This window comes from Paenibacillus provencensis (assembly GCF_042678545.1).
GTDB classification, from domain to species: Bacteria; Bacillota; Bacilli; order Paenibacillales; family Paenibacillaceae; genus Paenibacillus; species Paenibacillus provencensis.
Genome location: NZ_JBHTKX010000002.1, coordinates 513122 through 536942, shown reverse-complemented (window position 1 = coordinate 536942; position 23821 = coordinate 513122). Strand labels below are relative to the sequence as shown.

Here is a 23821-nt window from a genome sequence, read left to right as displayed (position 1 = left end):
CCCTCCACACTAATCTTGTTTCTTAAACTTATCCAAAACCTCTTTTGTATCTCCTATCAGTTTAATATGCCCCTTCTCTAGCCAGACCGTTCGAGAGCACAGTTGTTCTACTTCTCCAAGCGAATGAGAAACAAATAAAACAGTCGTCCCCCCACCTAGCAAATCTTGCATACGAGCCTGACACTTCTGCTGAAATTTAAAGTCTCCAACAGATAAGACCTCATCTACTATAAGAACATCAGGATTTATACAAGTTGCTATTGAAAACCCTAATCTCGCTTTCATTCCCGAGGAGTAATTTTTCACTGGAACATCAATAAATTCACTTAATTCTGCGAAATCAACAATTGATTGTTCTTTTTCCTTCATAAACTTATTTGAATGCCCTAAAAGAGAACCATTTAAAAATATATTTTCTCTCCCTGTTAGGTGTTCATCAAAACCGGCACCCAATTCAATCAAAGGAGCCATTCTACCTTCCACTGAAATAGTTCCAGAAGATGGCTTTAATATCCCGGCTACAATTTTTAATAAAGTACTTTTACCAGCACCGTTTAATCCTATAACCCCCATGATCTCTCCTTTCCGCACCTGAAAAGAGATCTGGTTCAGAGCGTTATGCTCCTTGTATTGCAGCTCCTGTTTAACCATTCTCACAAAGTATTCTTTAATGGAATCAACTTTCTCCTTATACAGCCGGTATTTCATAGACACACCGGAAATATCAATGGCTATTTGATGATTATTAATCATAGCTTCCTCATACCCTCTTACAAATATAGGATAAAATCATTTTGTTTTTTACGGAAAACAAACAAACCTATTAATAACGAAAGAAGCGATATTACTATACAGATTGCATGCGTATTGAAATCAGAAGCATTTCCGTAGTAAATAATATCTCTGAAAAGACTTACGTAATAATACAAAGGGTTATAGTCCATAATCATCCTAAATTTATCTGGGATAATCTCAACCGGATAAATAATAGGCGTTAGGTACATCCAAGCGGTTAATACCACTCCATATAAGTGATTCAAATCTTTAAAATAAACCGCATAAGCTGAAAGAAACAGACCTCCACCCAATGAAAAAATAAACACATAAATAAGAGGAAGAGGAAACAATAACATTTCCCACGACCACTCTATATTTGAAAACAGCATAATAACAAACAAAATAATTAATGTGAAAAATAAGTTGATTAGAGAAAAAAAAGTTTTAGACATCGGAAAAATATACTTCGGAACATATATTTTTCTAATAAGAGAAGCATTACCATTAATCGCTCTCATAGCTGTGCTGGTCGATTCTGAAAAGAAATCAAAAATCAACTTCCCAGTAAGTAGATATAAAATGTAGTGCGGTATATCGTGTTTAAACAATGTTGAAAAAACTATAGATAAAACTGTGATCATAAGTAAAGGATTTAGCAAACTCCACAGGACACCTAAACGGGATCTCCTATATTTAAACTTATAGTCTTTTTTTATAAGTTCGAACAGGAAGTGTCTATACTTAAGGAAATTCCTCACATAATTATTCATACAAATGTACCTCGTCACATTACAAATTAATATCAGAAAGCCAAAAGGATAAACTAAAAACATATTTCTTATCGAAAAATGTCAGGACATTGTCCCAACAGAGTTTCAGGTTTATCTATAAAAATAATGCATGGAATGCTTGGTCCATCCTTTATAGTTACAATTTTCTAAATTCCTATGTTAAAATAATTGTCGTATCTACTAGAAAAGGAGAATTCTACCTTGTCGAATCCAGTATACGGTAAATCCGCTAAGCCATCGAGCGGTATTGATCCGAAGAACCAAATTAGTGTCACACGATGGATTCTAGTTATCGGCTTTATCTTGTTCTTGTTCTGGGCTCCGTTCCAAATTGCCCTGTTCAACGGACAAATGTTGAATTTTGAAAAGCCAATCTACTGGGCCGTCCTTATTTCAACTCTCTTGATGTTCTTATGGATTGCCAGCTATTACAAAGAAATTAAGCTGGAGACACAACGAGAGTGGCTGCTTGTCGCTGTCCTGTTGCTTCCATTAACTTATGTCATCTCTCTTATATCGGCAGCCTCCCACTATCTTGCAACGAACATGGTGCTCATTCAATGCATTTATGCGGTTGTATTTGCCATTGGAGTGTATATTCTCCAAAGCAAACAAATCAATCATATCATACATTTGGCAATTATGGGTATTTCATATGTTATTGTCGGATTTGGTCTATTGAACTGGCTTGGAGGGTCGAATCTGGCAGCGAATCTTGTCGGTTGGTTTACGAGTGCTGTACAGAATGGGAAATATATTGATGCCGTCATGGTGGACTCTAATGGACCGCGGTTAACCTCTGTGTTCCAATATGCCAATACATATGCAGCATTTCTCATGGCTTTGCTCTTTGCATCCATCTTTAGTTTAGTTAGAACTAAAAAATGGTATGGTCAGTTGACTCATGGTTTTATGCTTGTTCCGATCATCGTCTCCATTATGCTGACTTTGTCGAGAACAGGCCTTGTCCTTCTACCGGTTGTTTTTGTCGTATTATTGCTATTTTTGAAGCCTGCAAAACAAATACTTTGGATTATTTACTGTCTCATAGCAGGCGCAGCGACGGTAATTGTACTTAATCCTATTACTTCAGCAGGTCTGGCTTTACATGAGCAATACTCAGCATCTACAGCTCTAAACGGGTGGATCTACCTGGTTGTTGCATCTATTGCTGTGGCAGTGGTTGCCTGGGTAATTCAAAGCTATGCGGCCTCTCGCTTAACAAACGGAGTGCAGGGTTGGTCTGTTCGCAAATTATCGAGCATCTGGATTCCAATTGGCTCTTCCATTGTTGCCATTATTGCAGCCCTGCTGCTTCTGTTTACGAGTCTCAAAAACATTTTGCCAGACAGCATTCAAGTCCGCCTGGAGAACATCAACTTTAACCAGCACAGTGTGCTCGAACGATTTACGTTCTATCGGGATGCACTGAAGCTGCTTGCCGATTATCCTATCATTGGGGCCGGCGGTGGAGCATGGGCAAGCTTATACGAGACCTATCAAAATAACCCGTACACGAGTCGCCAAGCCCATAACTTTTTCATGCAATATCTCGTAGAGGTCGGTATCCTGGGATTCCTTATTTTTATGGCCTTTATGATCTTTATTATCTGGAAATATATTAAAGGATACATTCGTCAGTCTGAAGAAAACCGGGAGTCCCATTTCCTATACTTCATTATTACGTTCTCTATTTTAATTCACAGTATTCTGGACTTTAATATGAGTTATGTATTTATGGGAATACTCGTCTTTCTCGGATTCGGCGGAATGGCGGCTGTCATGGATAATAAGCCAGTGAAGAAATTCAGTTTCAAAGGAGCAGGTACTCGCTATCTATATGTCGGAGCCGTAGGTATGCTGTCTATCTTTGTTCTATTTACTTCAGTTCGTTACTTGCAGTCCAGCTATGCTGCTGTAGATGCTCAGCAAGTGGTTCAGACGAGCCAGGATTTTAATGAAATCAAGACAGCTCTGGATAAGGATCTATCCATCCGTGACACTCATCCGGATTCCTTGCTGTTGATGGCTGAGATCTACCAACAGGTCTATTCGCAGACTCAAGATGAACAATATTACAATGAGGCACTGGCATGGATTAACAAAGGACTTGAAGATGAGCCCTATAATAAAAGCATGCTGAAGCGCAAAATTTCTCTTCTACAAGCAAAAGGGGAGAATGAGCAAGCTTTTGCTATCCAGGAAGAAAAAGCCGTCAATTTTGCTTGGGATATTGATTGGCACGAGACGCTAATCAGCCAGGCCTTCGAATATGGTTACCAAGCTCTTGGCAATCAGGATACAGCTAAGAAGGACGAATACTTCGAGGCAGGACTGCAAGCTTACCAGCATGTAGTAGAGGGTATCGAGCATTTGAAGACGCTGCCTGAAGGACAGCTTCAAGGGCGTGCATTTGAAATCACACCAGCTATTGCTCTGAATGCAGGTAAAATAGAGTTTATGATGAATCAATCTGCTGAAGCCGCGGCTACCTTGAAGCAAGGTTTGACAGAAGATATGAGTGACCCTGCCAATCAAGAAGTAGCCCGGTGGTATCTGGCATCATTGCAAAAAGCAGGCCAAACAGATGAGCAGGTCTATAATCAGTTAATTGGAATTCAGCCCGAAGCTGATGATCAAATCGATCAGTTAGCCTCTTTAAATTTCTAGCACTACAACAAAGCAGCGAGTCGAAGGATTTTCTTCAACTCGCTGCTTTTTTAAAACCATGATATCTGCTTATTTCAAAGTCCGATAAGATCTCAAGAGCTCCTCCAGATATTCACTCAATCCTTCACGAAGTTCTTCACGCTGCATCGCGTAATGAAGAGTCGTTTGAATAAATCCTAGCTTCTCTCCGACATCATGACGAATTCCATCGAAATGGTATGCCAAAATGTCTCTGCTTGCACCAAGTGCCGCAATAGCATCCGTCAGCTGGATTTCTCCATTCACTCCGGTATGCTGATTCTCCAAAATATTAAATATATCCGGAGTCAATATATATCTTCCCATTATCGCAAGATTAGATGGGGAGCTCCCTACCGGGGGTTTCTCCACTAAATTATTCGCTGTATATACTCTGTCTTCGATTTGATTTCCCTCTATAATCCCATACCTCGATACTTGTTCCCAAGGAACGGGCTGAACCCCGACTACAGGCTGCTCATATTGCTCATAGATTCCCATCATTTGCTGCAAACAAGGCAGATCGGATTCAACAATATCATCTCCAAGCAATACGGCAAACGGCTCATTACCTATAAATTTACGAGCACACCAGATTGCGTGCCCGAGTCCCTTAGGCTCCTTCTGTCTGATATAATGGATATCTGCCATTTCAGAGGACTTCCGAACTTCTTCAAGCAATCCCCATTTTTGTTTCGATGCCAGGTTATGCTCCAGTTCAAAATAGTTGTCAAAATGATCCTCAATTGCTCTTTTTCCTTTACCTGTCACGATAATAATATCTTCAATTCCGGAGGCCACCGCCTCTTCAATTATGTATTGGATCGTAGGCTTGTCTACGATAGGCAGCATTTCCTTGGGCATTGCTTTGGTCGCTGGTAAAAATCGTGTGCCTAGCCCAGCTGCAGGTATTATTGCTTTTCGAATCTTCATTCCATAATTCCCCTTCATACTAGAATAAATTCATTATAACGGAATGAACTGGAAACTTCTCTAATCAGAATCAATTTCATAACTTTTTAAAACAACGAATATGGAATTGATTCAGCACTTGAAACATTTCAATTGATGATATTAATATCTCTACATAATGATGTTTATGCAATAAACATTTCACTAGCAAAAAGAGCCATTCTCTTCATTTGAAGAGAATGGCTCCATTTAATTTAATTTATTTCACCAATTGCCCGCGCGTAACGCCAAGTTGGTTGGTTGCTTTGAGTGTCTTCCATACCTGTGTACCGCTGATCTCGCCGCGAAGTGCACGGTTGTACAGTCCAAGTACCTCACGTACCTGCTCTGGTGTCTCTTCCAGAAACTCCACGCGGTAGCGGGATACACCAAGATCCATGAAGTTCGTCAGGTACTCGGCACCGGATTGTTCAACGGCATTATATACCGTATTCCGGCAGCCCTCATCGACACGCACCGGATGGGACATGCCAATACGGTCCTGCAAAGATACGCTGTGATCTTCACATGGACGTCCGCAGTTCGTGTAATCCGTTCCTTCACTGAGGAATGTACAGTACACACAGTGCTCTGTATGGAACATCGGCAAATGCTGATGAATAACAACTTCCATCTTGTCCGTACGGGAACGCTCCAACAGATCGACCATTTGCTGAATGTTCAAATCATAAGATGGAGTAACCGCATCACAACCTGCTTCGAGGAACAGCTCAACCGCTTTATGGTTGGCGATGTTCAGCGAGAAGTCACCGATCAGCTCCGGATGATTCGCCTCCGGATTCTCCATACGATGACGCAGGTAGAAATACAGTGCGCCTGTATTACGAACCAGCACCGCGTCTGGCTTCAGACGCAGGATGTTGTTATGGTAGCCGTTCTCACCAGGCATGTGGATGCGTGGTGTAACGAGTGCGATCTTCTTGCCTGCTGCATGCACCATTTCAACCGCTGCCGGGAACTGCTTGATGAACTCAAAGTCGGCATAAATAAAGTCTACACCGGCTTCAAGGCAAGCCTCTACTTGAGGAAGACTGCGGCATAAAGCGGTCAGCTCCGCTGCACCGCGCTTCACCGCTGGAGCTGGCTTAACGGAGTCACCGTAAACCTCCACTTCACGCTTAACGTACACTGGCGGCTTCGGACGCTCACCTGCCAGCATTTCCACCGCCTGACGGCGAATGTTGTTCAGCTCCCGCATCGGAATGATGATATCCCCATGGAGCTGCACATCAAGCTCCTCCAGCTGGTACACTGTACCACCCAGTCGTCCAAACTGCTCTTCGAGCAGCTCCGCGTTCATCGGGCGTTTCTTCGCCATTTCGAGCTCCATCTCGGAATTCACCTGAACGGTGGTACCTTTCTGCACATCGGTCCACCAGGTTTCGAGTGGCTGCCCCGGTATGCCTACTGCCTTCACATGAACCGGGAAGACACGGTAAGGCTTCTCTGTCTCATAGCTTTGACGCAGACGCTTATCCAGCGCTGGGTCATTGGTCTTCCAGATCCGATCGCCTTCATGCAGACGACGAAGATCCACGTCACTGCGACCAGGTACAATATCAATGATCCAGCCTTCGCCAGCTTCGCCTTCGATCTTGACGCCTTTACGGCGAATATCATAGACGCGTCCGCCTTCTTCGCGTTTGGTCGGGTCGCCGGCATCAAACACAATACCGTCTCCACGCTTCAGCGGAGCTTCCAGTTTACATACAACGCCGTCGCGAAGTATTTTCTCCACACGTCCCAAATATACACCACGGCTCTTCGGAAACGTCCCGTCCACCAGCTTCTTGTTGTTTGTTCCTTCAAGGAAGCCATGCGTGAAGCCACGGGAGAAGCTCTGCTGCAGCTCACGAATTTCCTCAGTGCTGATCGGATCTTTAACCCCGTCAAAATAAGCATCAATTGCTTTACGATATTTGCTTACCACATTCGCCACATATTCCGGTGTCTTTAGACGCCCTTCAATCTTGAAGGAAGTAACACCCGCTTCAATCAGCTCAGGCATAATGTCGATTGCAGCCAGATCTTTTGGAGACAACAGGTAAGCAACATCGCCCATCGGCTTCTGTTCACCATCCACCATCAGATCATAGGGAAGACGGCAGGCCTGCGCGCACTCACCGCGGTTCGCAGAGCGTCCGCCCCACATCTCGGAAGTCAAGCATTGACCCGAGTAAGAGACGCAGAGTGCACCATGCACGAATACTTCCATCGGCAGCTTCGCTTGTTCCCCGATTTTTTGAATCTGCTTCAGGTTGTTCTCACGGCCTAGTACGACGCGTTCAATATCAAACGGCTTCGTAAACTCAACCGCCTCCGGTGAAGTAATCGTCATCTGTGTTGAACCGTGAATGGGGAAATCCGGTGAGATTTCGCGAATCAGCTTCACAAGACCCAGATCCTGTACAATTACGGCATCCACGCCTGCATCCACACAAGCATCGACTAATTTTTTTGCGTCCGCCAGTTCATTTTCAAACACCAATATGTTAAACGTCAAAAAGCCTTTGACTCCATAGCTATGCAAAAAAGCCATAATCTCCGGCAGCTCTTCCATCCGAAAATTATTTGCTCTTGCGCGGGCATTAAACTTTTCCACACCGAAAAAGATCGCATCTGCGCCGTTCGCTACTGCTGAACGCATACAATCCCAATCGCCGGCAGGTGCTAACAGCTCGACATCTTCTCTTCTCAATGCTTTTGTATTCATATATCCTCCTAAACCTGATCCAAACAGGTTTTTTTTACTTTGCCAATATCCTAATACAACGTCCAATTCATTAACTATATACTCTATCAGTGTAGCCATTCCTATAAACAACTATAATAGTGTATCAAATCCTTGTTCTTTCCTCTACTACTTCCTGAAAAAACCGAAATTTCCGTCCATTCTCCATGGACTTTTCTATTAATAGTGTATTGAAAAGCTTTCTCTAAATCTATAAAAAAAGAACCAGCATGCCAAAAAAAGCTCTGCCAGTCCTTCACCACATCAACTATTTATTAAATGAAAAAGATTCAAGCGTCTTCGAGAGGGCATTCAGCTGTACTTCCGTTCGATTCGCATCATTTAATACCGCGGTCACGGTGTAAGTAATGCCGTCATGCTCAAATACAAGCTGCCTGCCTTGCATAGGAACATCCTTCTCGACTTCATGATAAGTGAACTCTGTCGCCGGTTCTCCGGCAAAGGTCACATTCTTCGTATCGGTCACACGGAAATCTTTGCGGCTCTGGGCCGCTTCAGCATAAGATTCACGGAGCTGACTGACTGCCATCTCTACAGATACTTCCTTATCCACATGTATGGAGAAAAACCCTCCTGTAAACTGATACGCTACAATCGTGGACTCAAATCGGTTCTCCACCGGTGTCCAGTATCTCGGTATATCAAGCGTGTAGCCGTACGTTTTGGAAGTCCGGGTGATCATGCTCGACTTATTCACTAAGTAAGGATCTTCGCCGAGCTTGCCGAAATTTTCAGAGACTGTATCATAATCAATTTCAAGCGAAGCCAGAATCTCTTCGAATAAGTCCTCATCCCCTGCTGCCGCTTCGGGTACAGCATATTCTAAATAGTAGCGATATCCGTTCTCTTGAATCAGCACATTATACTCCGTTGTCCAGCCATCTCCAAAATCGTATTGGAACTGGTTCACCTGAGCGTCCTTACCTGCTACGTTCAGCGTATAGGAATCGACTTCCCGGTGAGCATCCTCTACGAACACATCCCGCATCCACTGGTTCAGCTTGTCGCTCCAATCCTTGAGCGATGCCCCTTCCGGTACCGAGGTCACTTGGAGGGATAAATGTGTTCCTTCCTCGCTCTCGTATACCAGGGACTGATTATCCTTGTCCCACTCTGCAGGCACTGACAAGGCGATGCCATAATCTTCGTTGTACACTTTCGTCATGCCATTCTCAACCGTGGACAAGTCCTTCATTGTCGTATCCGATGTGTTGAATGATGTACGGAAGGAATTCAGCAGTGGGGCATACTGTTGCAAATCCTTGTAATTAACAGCCTCATAATCGGAAAAATAGACTTCATACAAGCGCCCATTATCATAGTATTGTCTCGCTTCCCAGAACATACCGTCCCCATCCTTGGTCACGATACGGGCATAAGGGGTAACAGCCTCTCCATAGGCTTCCCGGTCCATTACAATCTCACCCATGTCTTTGGCGTCCTGAACAAGCTGCTGCAGCATATCTTCGGCATCCAGCTCTACTTCCTGATCGCTGACCAGAACTTCAAGATAATATGTTCCTTCCGCGTTCATGAAGCTGGTAAAATCCTCACTCTCATTGTAAGAACCGCCCACAATAAGTCCGGTTGGATAGTTCATAGACCATTCATAGTAACTGTTCCCTATCTTTGTTTTGCCTAGATCCGTATCAATTTCGCTCTCCGGATTCTCATTCGGGGCTTCAGCACCGTTCGCCTTCATGCGAATGACCAGTTCACCACCCTGTTCTGACTTATGAAGTGTAGCTCCGATTCCTTCAGCTACAGGGCGCAGCGGAACCATGAGCACATCCTTCACCATCTTCGGGGCAGCCGTCATTTCTACTTTTTCCCCATCGATCCAGGCGATCTTGCTGCCGATGGTGAGAGCAACCGTATGAGGACCATCCATCACTTTAACGACATCCTCCCCGGATAGACGAATCTCGCTATCAAAAGCTTTTTTGAACACCCCAACCGGGACCATCAGCGTTCCCTGCTCATTGTAGGGCATTTGAATCGTTTGATTCTCTCCATTGATGGTTGCCGTCTGGCTTCCCGTCTTCAATCTCAGCTCTTCAACAAGATCTGAAGCTGCAGCCGGCTGAACTACACTGCTTAACATGATTGTGCCTGTCAACAGCGCTGTTGTAAGGGTACGTATCGTTCTAGTATTCATTGTTCTACCTCATCCCATGCTTCGTCTTCGACTGCAACGACGGTATTCTCACCCTGTGTCAATACTAGATATCGTGTTACGATGTCTCCATCTGACTGCATGAGCAGCTTCACTCTCTGGCCAGGCAGATACTTCTTAAGCAGCTCATTAATATCAACTACCGAAGTAACCCGTACACCATCTATGCTGTACAGCACGTCGCCCTCTTGGATCTTGGCCTTGTCTGCTTCATTTGTGTGGACACTCGTTACGGTCAAAGGATCGTCAGTAGGCAGCCCCACAATGGCCGACCAGCTCTCCTCCAGCGTAAGCCCCAGACTTGCACGCTTGACTTCGCCATATTTAAAGTAATGATTAATTACATAATGCACCGTCTCAGCAGGGATCGAGAAGCCTGTATTCTCCACGCCAACTGCCGCATACTTCATTGTGTTAATCCCGATCACTTCACCTTTCAAATTCACGAGCGGTCCGCCGCTGTTACCCGGGTTAATGGCTGTATCGCTCTGAATCAGACGATAGGATGCATTCACCCCTCGATTGAGCCCGCTGACCACACCCACTGTAGCTGAATTACGCAGTGAAAAAGACACCGGAGTTCCAATCGCAATGACCGTCTCGCCCACTCGCATATTGGAAGAGGAGCTGGCAAGCTTCGCGGGCTTCAGTGATTTCGCATTGATCTTAATCAGTGCAAGATCACTGGTCGGATCGCTGTAGCTGTCGGTAATCTTATAAGTCTTACCGTCAGATGTGACTACAACTGCATTGGTTAAACCGTCGATGACATGGGCATTCGTCACAATCCATCCATTGGACTTCACTATGACACCCGTTCCATGCGTCAAATTATAGCGGTCTGAGCCGCCTCCCTCTTCACCTGCATCCGGGCGCCCTATAATCCCAACAACAGATGGGGATACGGCCTCTACTACCTCCGGTATCTCATCCTGCGCGGTATAAATAAACGTTCCTGTCTTCGCGTCATACTGACCTGTGCCGCCTAACGCTTTAATAAGGTCTTTTGAATTTATGTATATTTGATCATCCTGGAGCTTGGCATTCAGCTTGACGCTGGCTCCTTCTATCACAGCAGGGTTAATCGCACTTGCTCCAAGCATAATGACTGCTGCAACAGTTGCTGCTGTGATTCTAGTTTTCACTCTATATAGATTGGTGTTTGTATCGTTATTTCTAACGTTATTTTCGTTTCTATCTCTGGTACTATTCATACTATTACGTTTCAAATGGCTTCACCGATTCCTCTCTTAATCTATCATTCTCGCGCTCTTATGTGACATTATGAATTCATACGCCAGCTGTTATTTCTTCTTCAAAAGAGGATTAAAAAACACCTTCCCTTCACACAGGGGAAAGTGTTCTGCAGAGCTAACTTATGCTGTATGTAACCCTAACTCAACCAATGCTTGATCATCGCATAATCGGTAATTAAAAATACGATTAGGCTGACAACACCAAAGGCGATGGCAAACAGATTCTTCTTGGGTGCTTTGATAAGCCGAACCACACCGATGAAGATAATAATTGTAAACAAGATGACGAAAATATCAAATCCGTTAAATTTAGAAGTTGTGCCTCCAGCTTCCGCTAATAGCAGCATACATGCGCCCCCTTATGACGAGATATCGTACACGTACAAGCGTTTACACCTTCTTCTATGTTATCTTCATCGCCCCGGTTTAGCAAGACTTTTCATCCAGAAAATCTAAAATAATCCAATTGGTTCACGACAATGAAATATAAATACTTTCCGTATACTTCGTAATCACTTCATCGTAATCTGGATACTTATATCCAAGACTTTCTGACACAGCTTTTGAGTATGTTCTAAATAACTCATAACAAGTGAATAAAGACTGCCACATTTCCTGATACCCACTCTGGGAATAGGTTGACAGGAGTTTTTCCCAATCATCATCTGGGAGGTACCGATTTATAAACTTGTAGTTCTTGCCCACACTAAAGCTGTATCCTTGCTCTGATCCGATTTTCCAAGCCATCATTCGCAATAAATTCGGTCTTGCTATCTCGTTTAAATGGTCAATGGCAAATAGTATTTCTTTTCTCCCTAATCCTTTTACTACGTAAGTTGAAACCATCCAGAACTCATTACAACAATCATCAAATTCTCTTGAAGACGGCTTTTTAATCCAATATTGACGATCATTTGCGATCACTTCGTGTTTAACGAGATCGTCCTTATCAAGCAACACTTCAACTAAACCGTCGCTATGGGTAAAATAATCGTTTATTTCGTGAATTGTCTAATTTATTTCCATCCTCAAAAAGGATTAAATATGAATACCAGTTACCTAATTCTGAAGGAAAAAGCTCCATATCTTCGGGTTTTTGCATCATAACAGGTTTACCAAATATGTGAAGCCACTGATCATTCTCCTTGAAAGAGTTCATATCCGTCACAAAATAAGACAGGTCATAATCTTGGAATGTATCAGGGGTAATATTGGGGTTTGTACGTGACCCTTCCAAAGTTACTAATCGAATTCGATCATCATTTTCGGCAAAATTGATAAGCATGTTCATCATTTCTTGTTCACTTCTCACTACAGAAGTCCTCCGTTCCAATGGCTTTTTATGTTGCTCAAAATAGAGAGTCTATATAGCCACGTCACTCTGATGAAGACGGATCACTTTAAAAAAAGCTGGAGATGAGATAAATGTATCTCCTCCAGCTCTTCATGTAGCAGCTATGAACGGTTTAACACCAGTGTTTGACTGCGCTCGGTATCTCGTTCCAACACCGGCTTCAAATATTTACCCGTGTAGGACTCTTTCACTTGTACTATTTGTTCTGGTGAACCTGTGCCGATAATGGTACCGCCGCCGTCTCCGCCTTCCGGTCCCAAGTCGATAATATGGTCGACCGTCTTGATTACATCCAGATTGTGCTCGATCACAAGCACGGATTCCCCAGAGTCAACCAGCCGGTGAAGTACTGTCAGAAGACGATCAATATCATCCACGTGCAGACCGGTTGTTGGCTCGTCCAAAATGTACATCGTCTTACCGGTACTGCGGCGGTACAGCTCGGATGCGAGCTTGACACGCTGCGCCTCTCCACCGGATAGTGTCGTTGCCGGCTGTCCGAGCTTGACGTATCCTAGACCGACATCCAGCAGGGTTTGGATTTTGCGATGAATCTTGGGAATGTTCCGGAAGAATTCAACCGCATCTTCGACCGTCATATCCAATACTTCCGATATGTTCTTCTCTTTATATTTAACCTCGAGCGTCTCCCGATTATACCGTTTCCCTTTGCAAACTTCACAAGGTACGTAGACGTCCGGCAGGAAGTGCATCTCGATCTTGATAATTCCATCGCCCTTACACGCCTCACATCTGCCGCCTTTGATATTGAAGCTGAAGCGCCCTTTTTGGTAGCCGCGCAGCTTGGCTTCATTTGTCTGAGAGTACAGGTCTCGAATATCATCAAATACACCGGTGTATGTTGCCGGGTTGGATCGAGGCGTACGACCAATTGGAGATTGATCAATATCAATGACTTTATCAATATGCTCCAGGCCTTTCATTTCCTTATACAGCCCTGGGCGTACTCTTGCCCGGTTCAAATCCCGTGCCAGTGTTTTGTACAAGATTTCATTCACGAGGGTAGATTTGCCTGAACCGGATACACCGGTAACGGCTGTAAATACACCTAGCGGGATCTTCACATTAATGTTCTTGAGATTGTTCTCCTTCACACCGCGAATTTCCAGCCAGCGATCATCCGTCTTCCGTCTCTCTGCGGGAACAGGTATAAACTTGCGTCCACTGAGATAGCTGCCCGTCAGTGAATTAGGGTCATCCATTACTTCCTGCGGCGTGCCTTGCGACATGATCTGTCCGCCGTGAATTCCGGCTCCGGGACCGATATCAATGATATAATCTGCCGCCATCATCGTATCCTCGTCATGCTCTACGACAATGAGCGTATTTCCGAGGTCGCGCATATGACCCAGTGTTGCAATCAAACGGTCGTTGTCCCGCTGATGCAGTCCGATGCTTGGCTCATCCAAAATATAGAGTACACCCATGAGACTGGAGCCGATCTGTGTCGCTAGTCGAATACGCTGTGCTTCCCCGCCGGATAATGTTCCAGCAGCTCTGCTCATGGTCAGATAGTTCAGTCCAACATTCACAAGGAATCCCAGACGGCTGTTGATCTCTTTGAGAATCAAATGGGCTATTGCTTGTTCCTTCTCGGACAGCTGCAAATTGCTGAAGAATTCCATGGCAGCTCCAATCGAAAGATTAGTCACGTACGCCATGTTATTACCGTTGATTGTAACGGCCAGCACTTCTTTTTTGAGACGATGTCCTTTACATGTTCCACATGGCTTCTCGCCCATAAAGCCTTCGATAAACTCACGAATGCCTTCCGATGCCGTATCACGATACCGCCGCTCCAAGTTGGGGATGATCCCTTCAAAAACAACATAAGCTTCTTTTCTTTGACCAAAATCATTTTCGTAACGGAAACGAATCTTCTCTCCATTAGTCCCTCTAAGGAGCTTGTTCATCTGATCAGGTGACAGCTCGCTGACGGGAACATTCATCGGAATTCCGTAATGCTCACATACGGAACGTAAAAATTGCGGGTAGTAATTCGAAGTTCCCCCAGCCCAAGCTTCAAATGCACCGCCCTCGATCGACTTGCTGCGATCAGGAACAAGCAGATCAGGATCGACAATCATCTTAGTTCCCAAGCCGTCACAGTCCGGACAGGCACCAAATGGACTGTTGAACGAGAACATTCGCGGGGAGAGCTCCTCCATGCTGAATCCACATATCGGGCAGGCATAGTTGGAGCTGAATCTCAGCTCTTCTTCTCCAATGATATCCACCAGCAGCTGACCGCCGGAAATTTTAAGCGCGGTTTCAATGGAATCGGATAAGCGTGACTGAATATCTTCCTTCACGACGATTCGGTCCACTACGACCTCAATCGTATGCTTCTTGTTCTTCTCAAGCTCAATGGTTTCGGACAGGTCACGAAGCTCGCCATCAATCCGTACCCGGACAAAGCCTTGCTTCGATATATCTGCAAGCAGACTCTTGTGCTCACCTTTGCGGCCCGAAATAACAGGAGCCAGAATCTGCAGCCTTGTCCGTTCCGGGTAGCTCATGATCCGATCAACCATCTGTTCAACGGTCTGGGAAGTTATCTCCACACCATGCTCCGGGCAATGCGGATGACCGATGCGTGCAAAGAGCAGACGCAAATAGTCGTAAATTTCGGTAACGGTTCCTACCGTTGAGCGCGGATTTCGGCTTGTCGTTTTTTGATCTATCGAAATCGCAGGAGAGAGTCCGTCTATCGAATCTACATCCGGCTTCTCCATTTGCCCTAGAAATTGACGAGCATAGGCGGACAGTGACTCTACATATCTGCGCTGACCTTCGGCATATATCGTATCAAATGCCAGCGATGATTTGCCAGATCCGCTAAGTCCGGTCAGGACGACAAAACGGTCGCGCGGGATCGTCACATCGATATTCTTCAGATTGTGCGCCCTCGCGCCTTTAATGACTATATTCTCGTTCGCCACACTCTCATCTCCTTAAAAGAACCCTCCTAAATCCTCCCTGACAGGGAGGACCCCAAAGGGACCTCCCTTTGGAAACCGGAAATTGGCCGAAGTAGTTGGGCTCGTGGTTATTTATAGCTGGGTTGTTGTGGTTGGAACGCATTCGTTCTAGACAACCCATCTGGTTGTCTAGAACATGCTTCCATACGACGCGGGATCGTGAGTGGGATTGCTTCGCCCCATCCCACAGGCGGACCATTGCTCTTCGAGCTCGGTCCTTGAAGTGCACCTTCCTTGCGTGGGATTGCTTCGCCCCATCCCACAGGCGGACCATTGCTCTTCGAGCTCGGTCCTTGAAGTGCATTCCTTACGTGGGATTGCTTCGCCTCATCCCACAGGCGGACCATTGCTCTTCGAGCTCGGTCCTTGAAGTGCATGTTCCTGCGTGGGATTGCTTCGCCCATCCCACAGGCGGACCATTGCTCTTCGAGCTCGGTCCTTGAAGTGCATTCCTTACGTGGGATTGCTTCGCCTCATCCCACAGGCGGACCATTGCTCTTCGAGCTCGGTCCTTGAAGTGCATGTTCCTGCGTGGGATCGCTTCGCCTCATCCCACGGGTGGACCATTGCTCTTCGAGCTCGGTCCTTAAGCTTGTTCTATTAAATTAAACAATATATCAATTTATCAATAAGTATAGCCCTTATTATTAGCTTTCAACGTTAAAAACCGAAATACAATTACATAAGTAAAGAGTACAGGGTCAGCAACATTTCATATGAACTCTTTAAGAAGAGAACGACCCCTCGGCCGTTCTCTTCTTATTTTATTCAGCCTTCAGTTCAAGCAAAGCGTCACGCAGTTCTGCGGCGCGCTCGAACTGCAAATTCTTCGCCGCATCCTTCATTTCAGCTTCAAGACGCTGCATCAACGACTGACGATCGCGCTTCGACATCTTCTCTGCGCCGCCTGTCAGATAATCGCTCTTCGCCTCAGCCACCTTCGTTGCCTCAATAACCTCACGGATCTTCTTGCGGATCGTCTGCGGGGTAATACCATGCTCTTCATTATAAGCTACCTGAATCGCACGACGACGTTCTGTCTCCTTAATCGCCTTGTCCATGGAGTCCGTAACCTTATCACCATACATAATAACTTTACCTTCGCTGTTTCGGGCTGCACGTCCAATGGTCTGGATAAGCGAGCGTTCGGAACGCAGGAAGCCCTCTTTGTCAGCATCCAATATAGCGACAAGGGATACTTCAGGAAGATCAAGTCCTTCCCTCAGCAGGTTAATTCCGACAAGAACATGGAATGTGCCTAGCCGGAGATCCCTCAGAATCGCCATACGCTCCAGCGTCTTAATATCAGAGTGCATATATCTGACCTTAATGCCGACTTCCTTGAAGTAATCCGTCAGATCCTCCGCCATCTTCTTCGTCAGCGTCGTAACAAGAACGCGCTCATCCTTCTCTACACGGTCCCGAATCTCTCCGATCAAATCATCAATCTGTCCTTTGGTCGGTCTCACTTCAATGATCGGATCAAGCAGACCTGTAGGGCGGATAATCTGCTGAACCATATCCCCCTCGGTATGCTCAATCTCATAGGGCCCTGGAGTAGCAGAGACGTATACAAGCTGCTTCGTCTTCTTCTCGAATTCCTCGAACTGCAGCGGCCGGTTATCTAGTGCGGACGGCAATCGAAATCCGTGCTCAACGAGCACGGTCTTCCGCGCACGGTCACCGTTGTACATGGCGCGAATTTGAGGCAGTGTCACATGAGACTCATCTATGACAACCAGCATATCATCAGGGAAATAGTCGAGCAGTGTATACGGCGTTGCTCCTGTCTCACGGAAGGTCAGCGGTCCAGAATAGTTCTCGATCCCGGAGCAGAAGCCGACTTCCTTCATCATTTCGATATCGTATCGTGTCCGCTGTTCCAGACGCTGTGCCTCCAGCAGTTTGCCCTGCTCACGCAGTTCAGCAAGACGCTCCTCAAGCTCACGCTCAATATTGACCAGCGCTACTCTCATCGTCTCCTCACGTGTAACAAAGTGAGATGCCGGGAATATCGCCACATGATCGCGCTCACCTATCAGCTCGCCGGTCAGTACATCAATCTCCGTGATGCGTTCAACCTCGTCTCCAAATAGCTCAATTCGCATCGCATGCTGATCTTTGGAAGCCGGGAAAATCTCAATTACATCACCGCGCACACGGAACGTCCCCCGTACAAAATTAAGGTCATTGCGCTGATACTGAATATCCACCAGACGTGACAAAATCTCCTTGCGAGACTTCTCCATCCCTACGCGGAGTGACAATAACATATTGGAATATTCAACCGGAGAACCGAGGCCGTAGATGCAGGATACACTCGCAACAATGATGACGTCGCGACGCTCGAACAAGGAACTGGTCGCCGAATGCCTGAGCTTATCAATTTCTTCATTTATACTTGAATCCTTCTCAATGTACGTATCTGATGAAGGAATATAAGCTTCCGGTTGATAGTAATCGTAATAACTTACAAAGTAATCTACCGAATTGTTAGGAAAGAACTCTTTGAACTCACTTGCGAGCTGTGCCGCAAGCGTCTTGTTATGTGCAATAACAAGCGTAGGTCTATTTAACTTCGCTATGGTCTGAGCAATGGTAAACGTCTTACCGGTACCTGTAGCACCAAGCAATGTCTGATGCTTCTTCCCTTGCCGGATCCCTTCTACCAGCTCAACAATCGCTTGCGGCTGATCCCCTTGAGGTTCAAATTCCGATACGAGTTCAAATCCTTTATTGCTCATGACAATATCGCTCATTGCCCAACCTCACCTTCATCGTCTAAAATAGTTTTACACCAGGATTATGCAAATTTCGATCTCACTCGCTAAGAAACTACAAATATCCAGATAGAATGAAGTCATCAATGTACATACTTACACTCAAAACTTCAAATCAACCTAGATATTCATGTAAGAACTGCGCAAAGAAAGATGTGCAATATCCTTATATATGTCGAGATTTACCGAAAATATAACATATCGGAAACCATTTTGTATGCTGGATTGCTTATTTCCGTACCCATAAACAAATGAAGTCCCTCAGCCGAAATAAAAAAGAACCCCTCTCAAAAAGTTGACTGAAGCTCTTCATTAGGCTGTTTCATCGGCTCTTCGTTCGTGAGTTAAGCAAAAGCAGTTATAAGAATGTTTGTTCCCGTTTATTATACTCGGTTCATGTCCTGGATGCAAATATAGAAGACAATTGACTGGAGGGAATGATTTGATGGATATCGCGACCCTAATCGGTCTTGTAGCCGGAGCTGTCGCTATCATTGGAGGATTTTTATGGGAAGGGGGAAAAATAACAGGACTATTTCAGGGGACAGCTGCTCTTATCGTCTTCGGCGGTACGATTGCAGCCGTGCTCATCAGCTATCCGTTGCATCGTATCCGCACGCTGCCTGCGGGCATTAGAATGGCCTTCAAGCCCAATCGATCTGAAGCAAATGAATGGCTGGAGGATATCGTAGAGATGTCCATGGTTGCAAGGCGCGAAGGCGTTCTAGCCTTGGAGCAGAAGGTGGTCGACCATCCTAATGCTTTCTTAAGAGAAGGAATTCAGCTGGTCGTGGATGGAACCGATCAGCCGATCGTCCGCCAGATTATGGAACTGGATATCGATGCCAAAGAGCAGGAGCATGATAACTATGCCAAGTTATTCGAATCCGCAGGCTCCTATGCGCCAACAATGGGAATTATCGGGACGGTCATGGGACTCATTCAGGTGCTTGGGCATCTGTCAGATCCGAGTCAGCTCGGTCCATCGATCGCCGTTGCTTTTATCGCGACCTTATATGGGGTTGCCAGCGCAAATCTGATCTTCTTGCCCATCGCATCCAAGATCAGAGCGAAGAGCGCAGAGGAGATCACGGTGATGGAAATGATTCTCGAAGGTGTATTGTCTGTACAAAATGGTGATAATGCCCTACTCGTTCGTAAAAAGCTGAACACTTATATCACCTTACAGCCGAATCCATTAAGCCCGAGGAAGGATGTCACGCATGAGACAGCGGAATAGGCGAACACGGAATGCAGGACGTGCACATTCCTCCGGCTCTCAGCATGATCGCTGGATGATTACCTATGCGGACCTCATTACGCTATTGCTCATTTTCTTCGTGATGATGTCCGCGATGAGCCGGCTTGATGCAAGCAAGTATGAGGAAGTAACCAACTCCCTGCAGACCACCTTTCAGAGCTCAAGCGGAGTTCTTGACGGAGGCACGGGTGTAATTGACCATCCCTCTGGCCAAAATGGAGATACAAGCAGCCAAGCGAACCAGCCCGGTTCGGATGAAACCGATTCAGAGGCGGACAGTGGACCTATGACAGAACGGGAGACTGCCTTTCGCGAGCAAGAACAGGAGCTTCAAGACCTGATGGGCTTGATCGAGAACTACATTAAAGATCATGAGCTTGAGGATCTTATTTTTGTAGCGGACAAGCCTCAAGGGATTTCCATCACGCTCAGTGAACAATTTCTGTTTCGCACCGGGGATGCCAATTTGATGGAGGGTGCTGGACCTGTACTCTCTCAATTAGCCAGCTTGTTTAGGGATCTTGCGACAACCATTTCGATCGAAGGGCATACCGACAATACTCCAGTAACATCTGGCTCCAAATATCGAGACAACTGGGAATTATCCGGTGAGCGCGCACTCTCTGTGCTTCGTTATTTTATCGAGCATGAAGGCCTGGATCCGGACAGCTTCCAATATGCCGGATATGCAGATAACAGGCCTGCAGCAGAGAATACGACCGAAGCGGGCAGACAACAAAACCGCAGAGTGGAAATCACTGTTCTGCGCCAGCTGCAAGGCGAATGAAGCGATTATTCGCTTATAAAAAGAAAACCTCCACCCCGCTCTTTATGCAGGATGGAGGTTATTTTTGTGCAGAGCAGCTGTACTCAGCCGTGCACTTCACGGGTTCATCTTATCGCGTTATTGCTCAGCGGAATTTCAGCTTCTATCCCCTCATGCTTCGTGACTGAAAGGATCTGGTGCAGGCTTTTCGGTACGATGTGTATCCAGCTTCATCCCGACGATCTGAAAGAACGAGGCGGGACGCTCGTCGATCGCAAAGCCTGAATCCGGATCCGGCGCAAGCAATGCGCCGAGCTGATGATGCTCTCCTTCGTATATCGCACGCTGCAGAAATTTACTCTCGCCTTCAATATTGCGTACTTCCAATTTACAAAATGCAGGGTTCATACGAAGCGCGCTGTGCAGCTCAGCTTGTGAGTTGATATGCTGTCCATTTACTCTAAAAATGACTTCGCCAGCCTGTATCCCCAGCTCCTCGGCGGGACTGCCCGGCAATACGGCCAAAACCTGAAGTCCCTGCTTAGGATGTACATAGATCGGGCTGCGGTTCTCTTCCTCCAATGAACTGATCCAGCATATCGCTTCCAGACCTATAAGAGCAAACAACACAGCCACCAGTGACACCGGATTCCACCATACGGACAAGAGACTCAAGACGAGCAATATGACACCATATAGCAGGAGCCGCTTCGTGGTAAGGGCTGACTTGTCTTCTGGCAGCATGCTTTTTGTCATCTCACTAAATCCAATGATAAATGGAACCGCATAGAGCATATACATATCGGCGCCACCGGCAAGTAACGGACTCCATGCAAGACCTGCCCCGCTGCCCGAAGTCGTGGGCACAAGCAGCATAAGCGGCACGGGTACATAGTATTGCAGCTGATAACCGCCGACAAGCTTGCCTCTCTTCCCTTTAAAATAAACAGGAGATGCGTTCTGCTCCTGCTGCAGCCTGACGAACATAGCCTGTGTCAGGTGCAGCACTGCTGCAAGCACAAGCAGCTGAGGGATCGGCAGATCACGGATTGCAGAGACGATGGCTTCGAGGAAGCCTTGAGGCTCCCAGCTGTCAAACAGCTTAAGCAGCCATTGTACAATACCAAGCAAACCCACTGCATATACAGCGTTCAAGTATCTGATCCGGAACAGCATCAGTATAATGGATGTTACCCATATCGCCAGCACTGCCTGTGCTGTCATTTCAATTCCCAGAAGTACATAAACAACAGATACAATTAAACCAACCAATATACCTGTAAAAATAGCTCGCAGTGTTAACAGCGGCCACCCATTAAGGCGTGTGTGGAGCAACCTTCGTTCCAGCATCCCCTGACGACGGTAACTGAGCGCTAATAATACGATGGCTATGTAATAAAATGGCTGAGTCAGCAAAGCGATTAATGCATCCACGACAAGCCATAGCCATGTGATGACTTCATTCAAGTTAGCTCACGCCCCCTCATAATTCAACTGCTGTTTGCCCTCTCCAAATACATTATCCAGTAAAAAAAGAAGGCTGAACAAGCAGCCTTCTTTCATCTGTTTTTCTAATATCGACAAGAAAAACTTATTCTGAACGCTTGATGTTCGGGTCGTTTTTCTCTCTTAGTTCGACGCTGCAGAAGAGATCTCCTGCTTCATATCGGTAACAGCCTGTTTGAGCTGCGTATCGTATGCAGGATCGCCAATTCGTTCAATGAGCGCGGTCTCCAGTGCTGCTGCCGTTTCCTCATTGATATTTCCGCTCACGCTCAATCCTTGTGAGGTCTGGAAAGCTTTGACGGCCTCTACGGTTTTATCATCATAATAACCGTCTTTGCGATCCGTCTTATATCCGAGGCCCTCGAGCATCGTTTGTGCATTCTTCACGTCCGTGCTGTTGGTATCGTACTTCAATGGGAGATTATCCTTATTGATCGGTGCCACAGAGAAATAGTCAGGTTGACTTACACTGATATCAGGCTCAATCCCTTTCTCGTGAATCCAATCACCGTTTGGCGTAAGCCATTTGGCTATGGTAATCTTCACAAGGCTTCCGTCACCAAGCTGACGTTCAAAGCTGGTCTGCACCGTTCCTTTACCGAAGGAATGCTCACCAAGCAGTGTCGCCCCGGCGGATTGCTGCAGTGCACCTGCCAATATTTCAGATGCACTCGCACTACCTTTGTTCATCAAGACACTTACTGGGTAATCCTTCGCTGAACCTTTGGATTCATTCGTTTCCCGATTCCCGTTCTTGTCTTCCACTTGAACGATCAGTTCTCCAGAAGGAACAAACTGTTCTGCAATATCGATGACGACAGACAGTACGCCGCCCGGATTATTACGAACGTCGATGACAAGCCCCTTCATGTTCTGGCTCTCAAGCTTGGCAAGCTCCTCCTTGAATCGTTCACCCGTATTCAAAGAGAACTGCGTAATTGTAATAACGCCGACACCATCATCCTTCATCTCCGCATACACGGTCTCCAGATCAATGTCATCTCGTATAATACTAAAATCAAGCGGCTCAGAGGTTCCAGCACGTTGAACCTGTACCTTGGCTTCGCTGCCCTTCGGTCCACGGATCTTGGAGACAGCATCATTGAGATCAAGTCCTTGCAAGGATTCACCGTTGACAGACAAGATCACATCTTTAGCCTGTATTCCTGCTTTTTCAGCGGGAGAACCTTTGATCGGGGATACCACCACGACGTTGCCGTCCTGTGAGGATACCTCTGCACCTATACCTGTGAATGAACCTTCAATCGACTCTTCGAATTGGGCAGCCGTTTCCTGACCCATGTAATTGGAATAAGGATCTCCAAGTGACTCCATCATTCCATTAATAGCGCCATCAATTAATTTGGTACGGTCCACATCTTGATAATAGTTAGCCTCGATCAGATCAAGTGCGGTTTCAATCTTCTGCAGTTCATTCTTCTGATTGCTGCCTGTTACACTGGCAAGCAGCCCTTCTCCACCCTGGCTGCTCAGCCCTTGGTAATTTACGACAGCGAGTGTAAGCAAGCTCCCACCCAGAAGCGCGAGAACAACCAGCAGTATAGCAGAGCGCTTCTTCATCATGAGCGTCACCGCCCTTTCTATTCCGACTTACTTGCTTTGGATGTAAATAGGATACAAGTACATTTAGAGTCCTGCTTCATCAGAAGATGAAACTAACTCCTTATTTACTTGTATCATATTTCGCTGACAGATGAAACACTGAACAGGTGCTAATTC

15 protein-coding genes and 1 pseudogene are annotated in these 23821 nt (G+C 45.9%); 3 read left to right on the top strand and 13 right to left on the bottom strand.

Annotated features, from left to right (window positions below):
• Nucleotides 1-9: 9 nt before the first annotated feature.
• Both ACFQ3J_RS18585 and ACFQ3J_RS18580 read right to left on the bottom strand, forming a co-directional pair.
• Nucleotides 10-753: an ABC transporter ATP-binding protein gene (locus tag ACFQ3J_RS18585; protein WP_251582819.1), complete on the bottom strand. Its 744-nt coding sequence runs from the start codon at nucleotides 751-753 to the stop codon at nucleotides 10-12.
• Nucleotides 754-770: 17 nt separating this feature from the next.
• The gene (locus tag ACFQ3J_RS18580) at nucleotides 771-1547 is read right to left on the bottom strand and encodes an ABC transporter permease (RefSeq protein ID WP_251582820.1); all 777 of its coding nucleotides are present in this window, start codon (nucleotides 1545-1547) and stop codon (nucleotides 771-773) included.
• 222 nt (nucleotides 1548-1769) lie between these two features.
• Here ACFQ3J_RS18580 and ACFQ3J_RS18575 point away from each other — a divergent pair, with 222 nt between their 5' ends.
• Nucleotides 1770-4238, top strand: a complete 2469-nt coding sequence (locus ACFQ3J_RS18575; protein WP_251582821.1) for an O-antigen ligase family protein — start codon at nucleotides 1770-1772, stop codon at nucleotides 4236-4238.
• Between the two features lie 69 nt (nucleotides 4239-4307).
• Here the strand turns inward: ACFQ3J_RS18575 and galU are convergent, their stop codons facing one another.
• From galU to uvrB, 9 genes and pseudogenes are all read right to left on the bottom strand, one after another.
• The gene (galU, locus tag ACFQ3J_RS18570) at nucleotides 4308-5189 is read right to left on the bottom strand and encodes a UTP--glucose-1-phosphate uridylyltransferase GalU (RefSeq protein ID WP_251582822.1); all 882 of its coding nucleotides are present in this window, start codon (nucleotides 5187-5189) and stop codon (nucleotides 4308-4310) included.
• 238 nt (nucleotides 5190-5427) lie between these two features.
• On the bottom strand, nucleotides 5428-7941 hold the full coding sequence (locus ACFQ3J_RS18565) for a U32 family peptidase (protein WP_251582823.1): 2514 nt from the start codon (nucleotides 7939-7941) through the stop codon (nucleotides 5428-5430).
• Nucleotides 7942-8227: 286 nt separating this feature from the next.
• Complete coding sequence (locus ACFQ3J_RS18560) at nucleotides 8228-10138, bottom strand: stalk domain-containing protein (RefSeq protein WP_251582824.1); 1911 nt, start codon at nucleotides 10136-10138, stop codon at nucleotides 8228-8230.
• On the bottom strand, nucleotides 10135-11259 hold the full coding sequence (locus tag ACFQ3J_RS18555; protein ID WP_251583175.1) for a S1C family serine protease: 1125 nt from the start codon (nucleotides 11257-11259) through the stop codon (nucleotides 10135-10137). Before ACFQ3J_RS18555 ends, ACFQ3J_RS18560 begins: the two co-directional genes overlap by 4 nt.
• A gap of 290 nt (nucleotides 11260-11549) precedes the next feature.
• Nucleotides 11550-11759, bottom strand: coding sequence for a hypothetical protein (locus ACFQ3J_RS18550; protein ID WP_170862559.1), 210 nt, complete (start codon nucleotides 11757-11759; stop codon nucleotides 11550-11552).
• Between the two features lie 124 nt (nucleotides 11760-11883).
• Nucleotides 11884-12724 (bottom strand): annotated as a pseudogene (gene ant(6) / locus ACFQ3J_RS18545) (aminoglycoside 6-adenylyltransferase).
• Between the two features lie 143 nt (nucleotides 12725-12867).
• A complete protein-coding gene (gene uvrA / locus ACFQ3J_RS18540) occupies nucleotides 12868-15729 on the bottom strand; it encodes an excinuclease ABC subunit UvrA (RefSeq protein WP_251582825.1) in 2862 nt (953 codons plus the stop codon).
• A gap of 107 nt (nucleotides 15730-15836) precedes the next feature.
• Entirely contained in the window at nucleotides 15837-16172 is a 336-nt protein-coding gene (locus tag ACFQ3J_RS18535; RefSeq protein ID WP_251582827.1) for a hypothetical protein, read from the bottom strand.
• Between the two features lie 360 nt (nucleotides 16173-16532).
• The gene (gene uvrB / locus ACFQ3J_RS18530) at nucleotides 16533-18527 is read right to left on the bottom strand and encodes an excinuclease ABC subunit UvrB (protein ID WP_091160696.1); all 1995 of its coding nucleotides are present in this window, start codon (nucleotides 18525-18527) and stop codon (nucleotides 16533-16535) included.
• A gap of 466 nt (nucleotides 18528-18993) precedes the next feature.
• Here uvrB and ACFQ3J_RS18525 point away from each other — a divergent pair, with 466 nt between their 5' ends.
• Nucleotides 18994-19788, top strand: a complete 795-nt coding sequence (locus ACFQ3J_RS18525) for a flagellar motor protein (protein ID WP_251582829.1) — start codon at nucleotides 18994-18996, stop codon at nucleotides 19786-19788.
• Nucleotides 19772-20596 (top strand): flagellar motor protein MotB, encoded by an 825-nt coding sequence (locus ACFQ3J_RS18520; protein ID WP_251582831.1) that lies wholly within the window; start codon nucleotides 19772-19774, stop codon nucleotides 20594-20596. Before ACFQ3J_RS18525 ends, ACFQ3J_RS18520 begins: the two co-directional genes overlap by 17 nt.
• 150 nt (nucleotides 20597-20746) lie before the next feature.
• On the opposite strand, the gene ACFQ3J_RS18515 is transcribed toward ACFQ3J_RS18520, so the two are convergent.
• Together ACFQ3J_RS18515 and ACFQ3J_RS18510 are read right to left on the bottom strand one after the other, a co-directional pair.
• Nucleotides 20747-22042 (bottom strand): PDZ domain-containing protein, encoded by a 1296-nt coding sequence (locus ACFQ3J_RS18515; protein WP_251582833.1) that lies wholly within the window; start codon nucleotides 22040-22042, stop codon nucleotides 20747-20749.
• A 162-nt stretch (nucleotides 22043-22204) separates the two neighbouring features.
• Nucleotides 22205-23665, bottom strand: coding sequence for a S41 family peptidase (locus ACFQ3J_RS18510; RefSeq protein WP_091160702.1), 1461 nt, complete (start codon nucleotides 23663-23665; stop codon nucleotides 22205-22207).
• Between the last annotated feature and the right edge of the window lie 156 nt (nucleotides 23666-23821).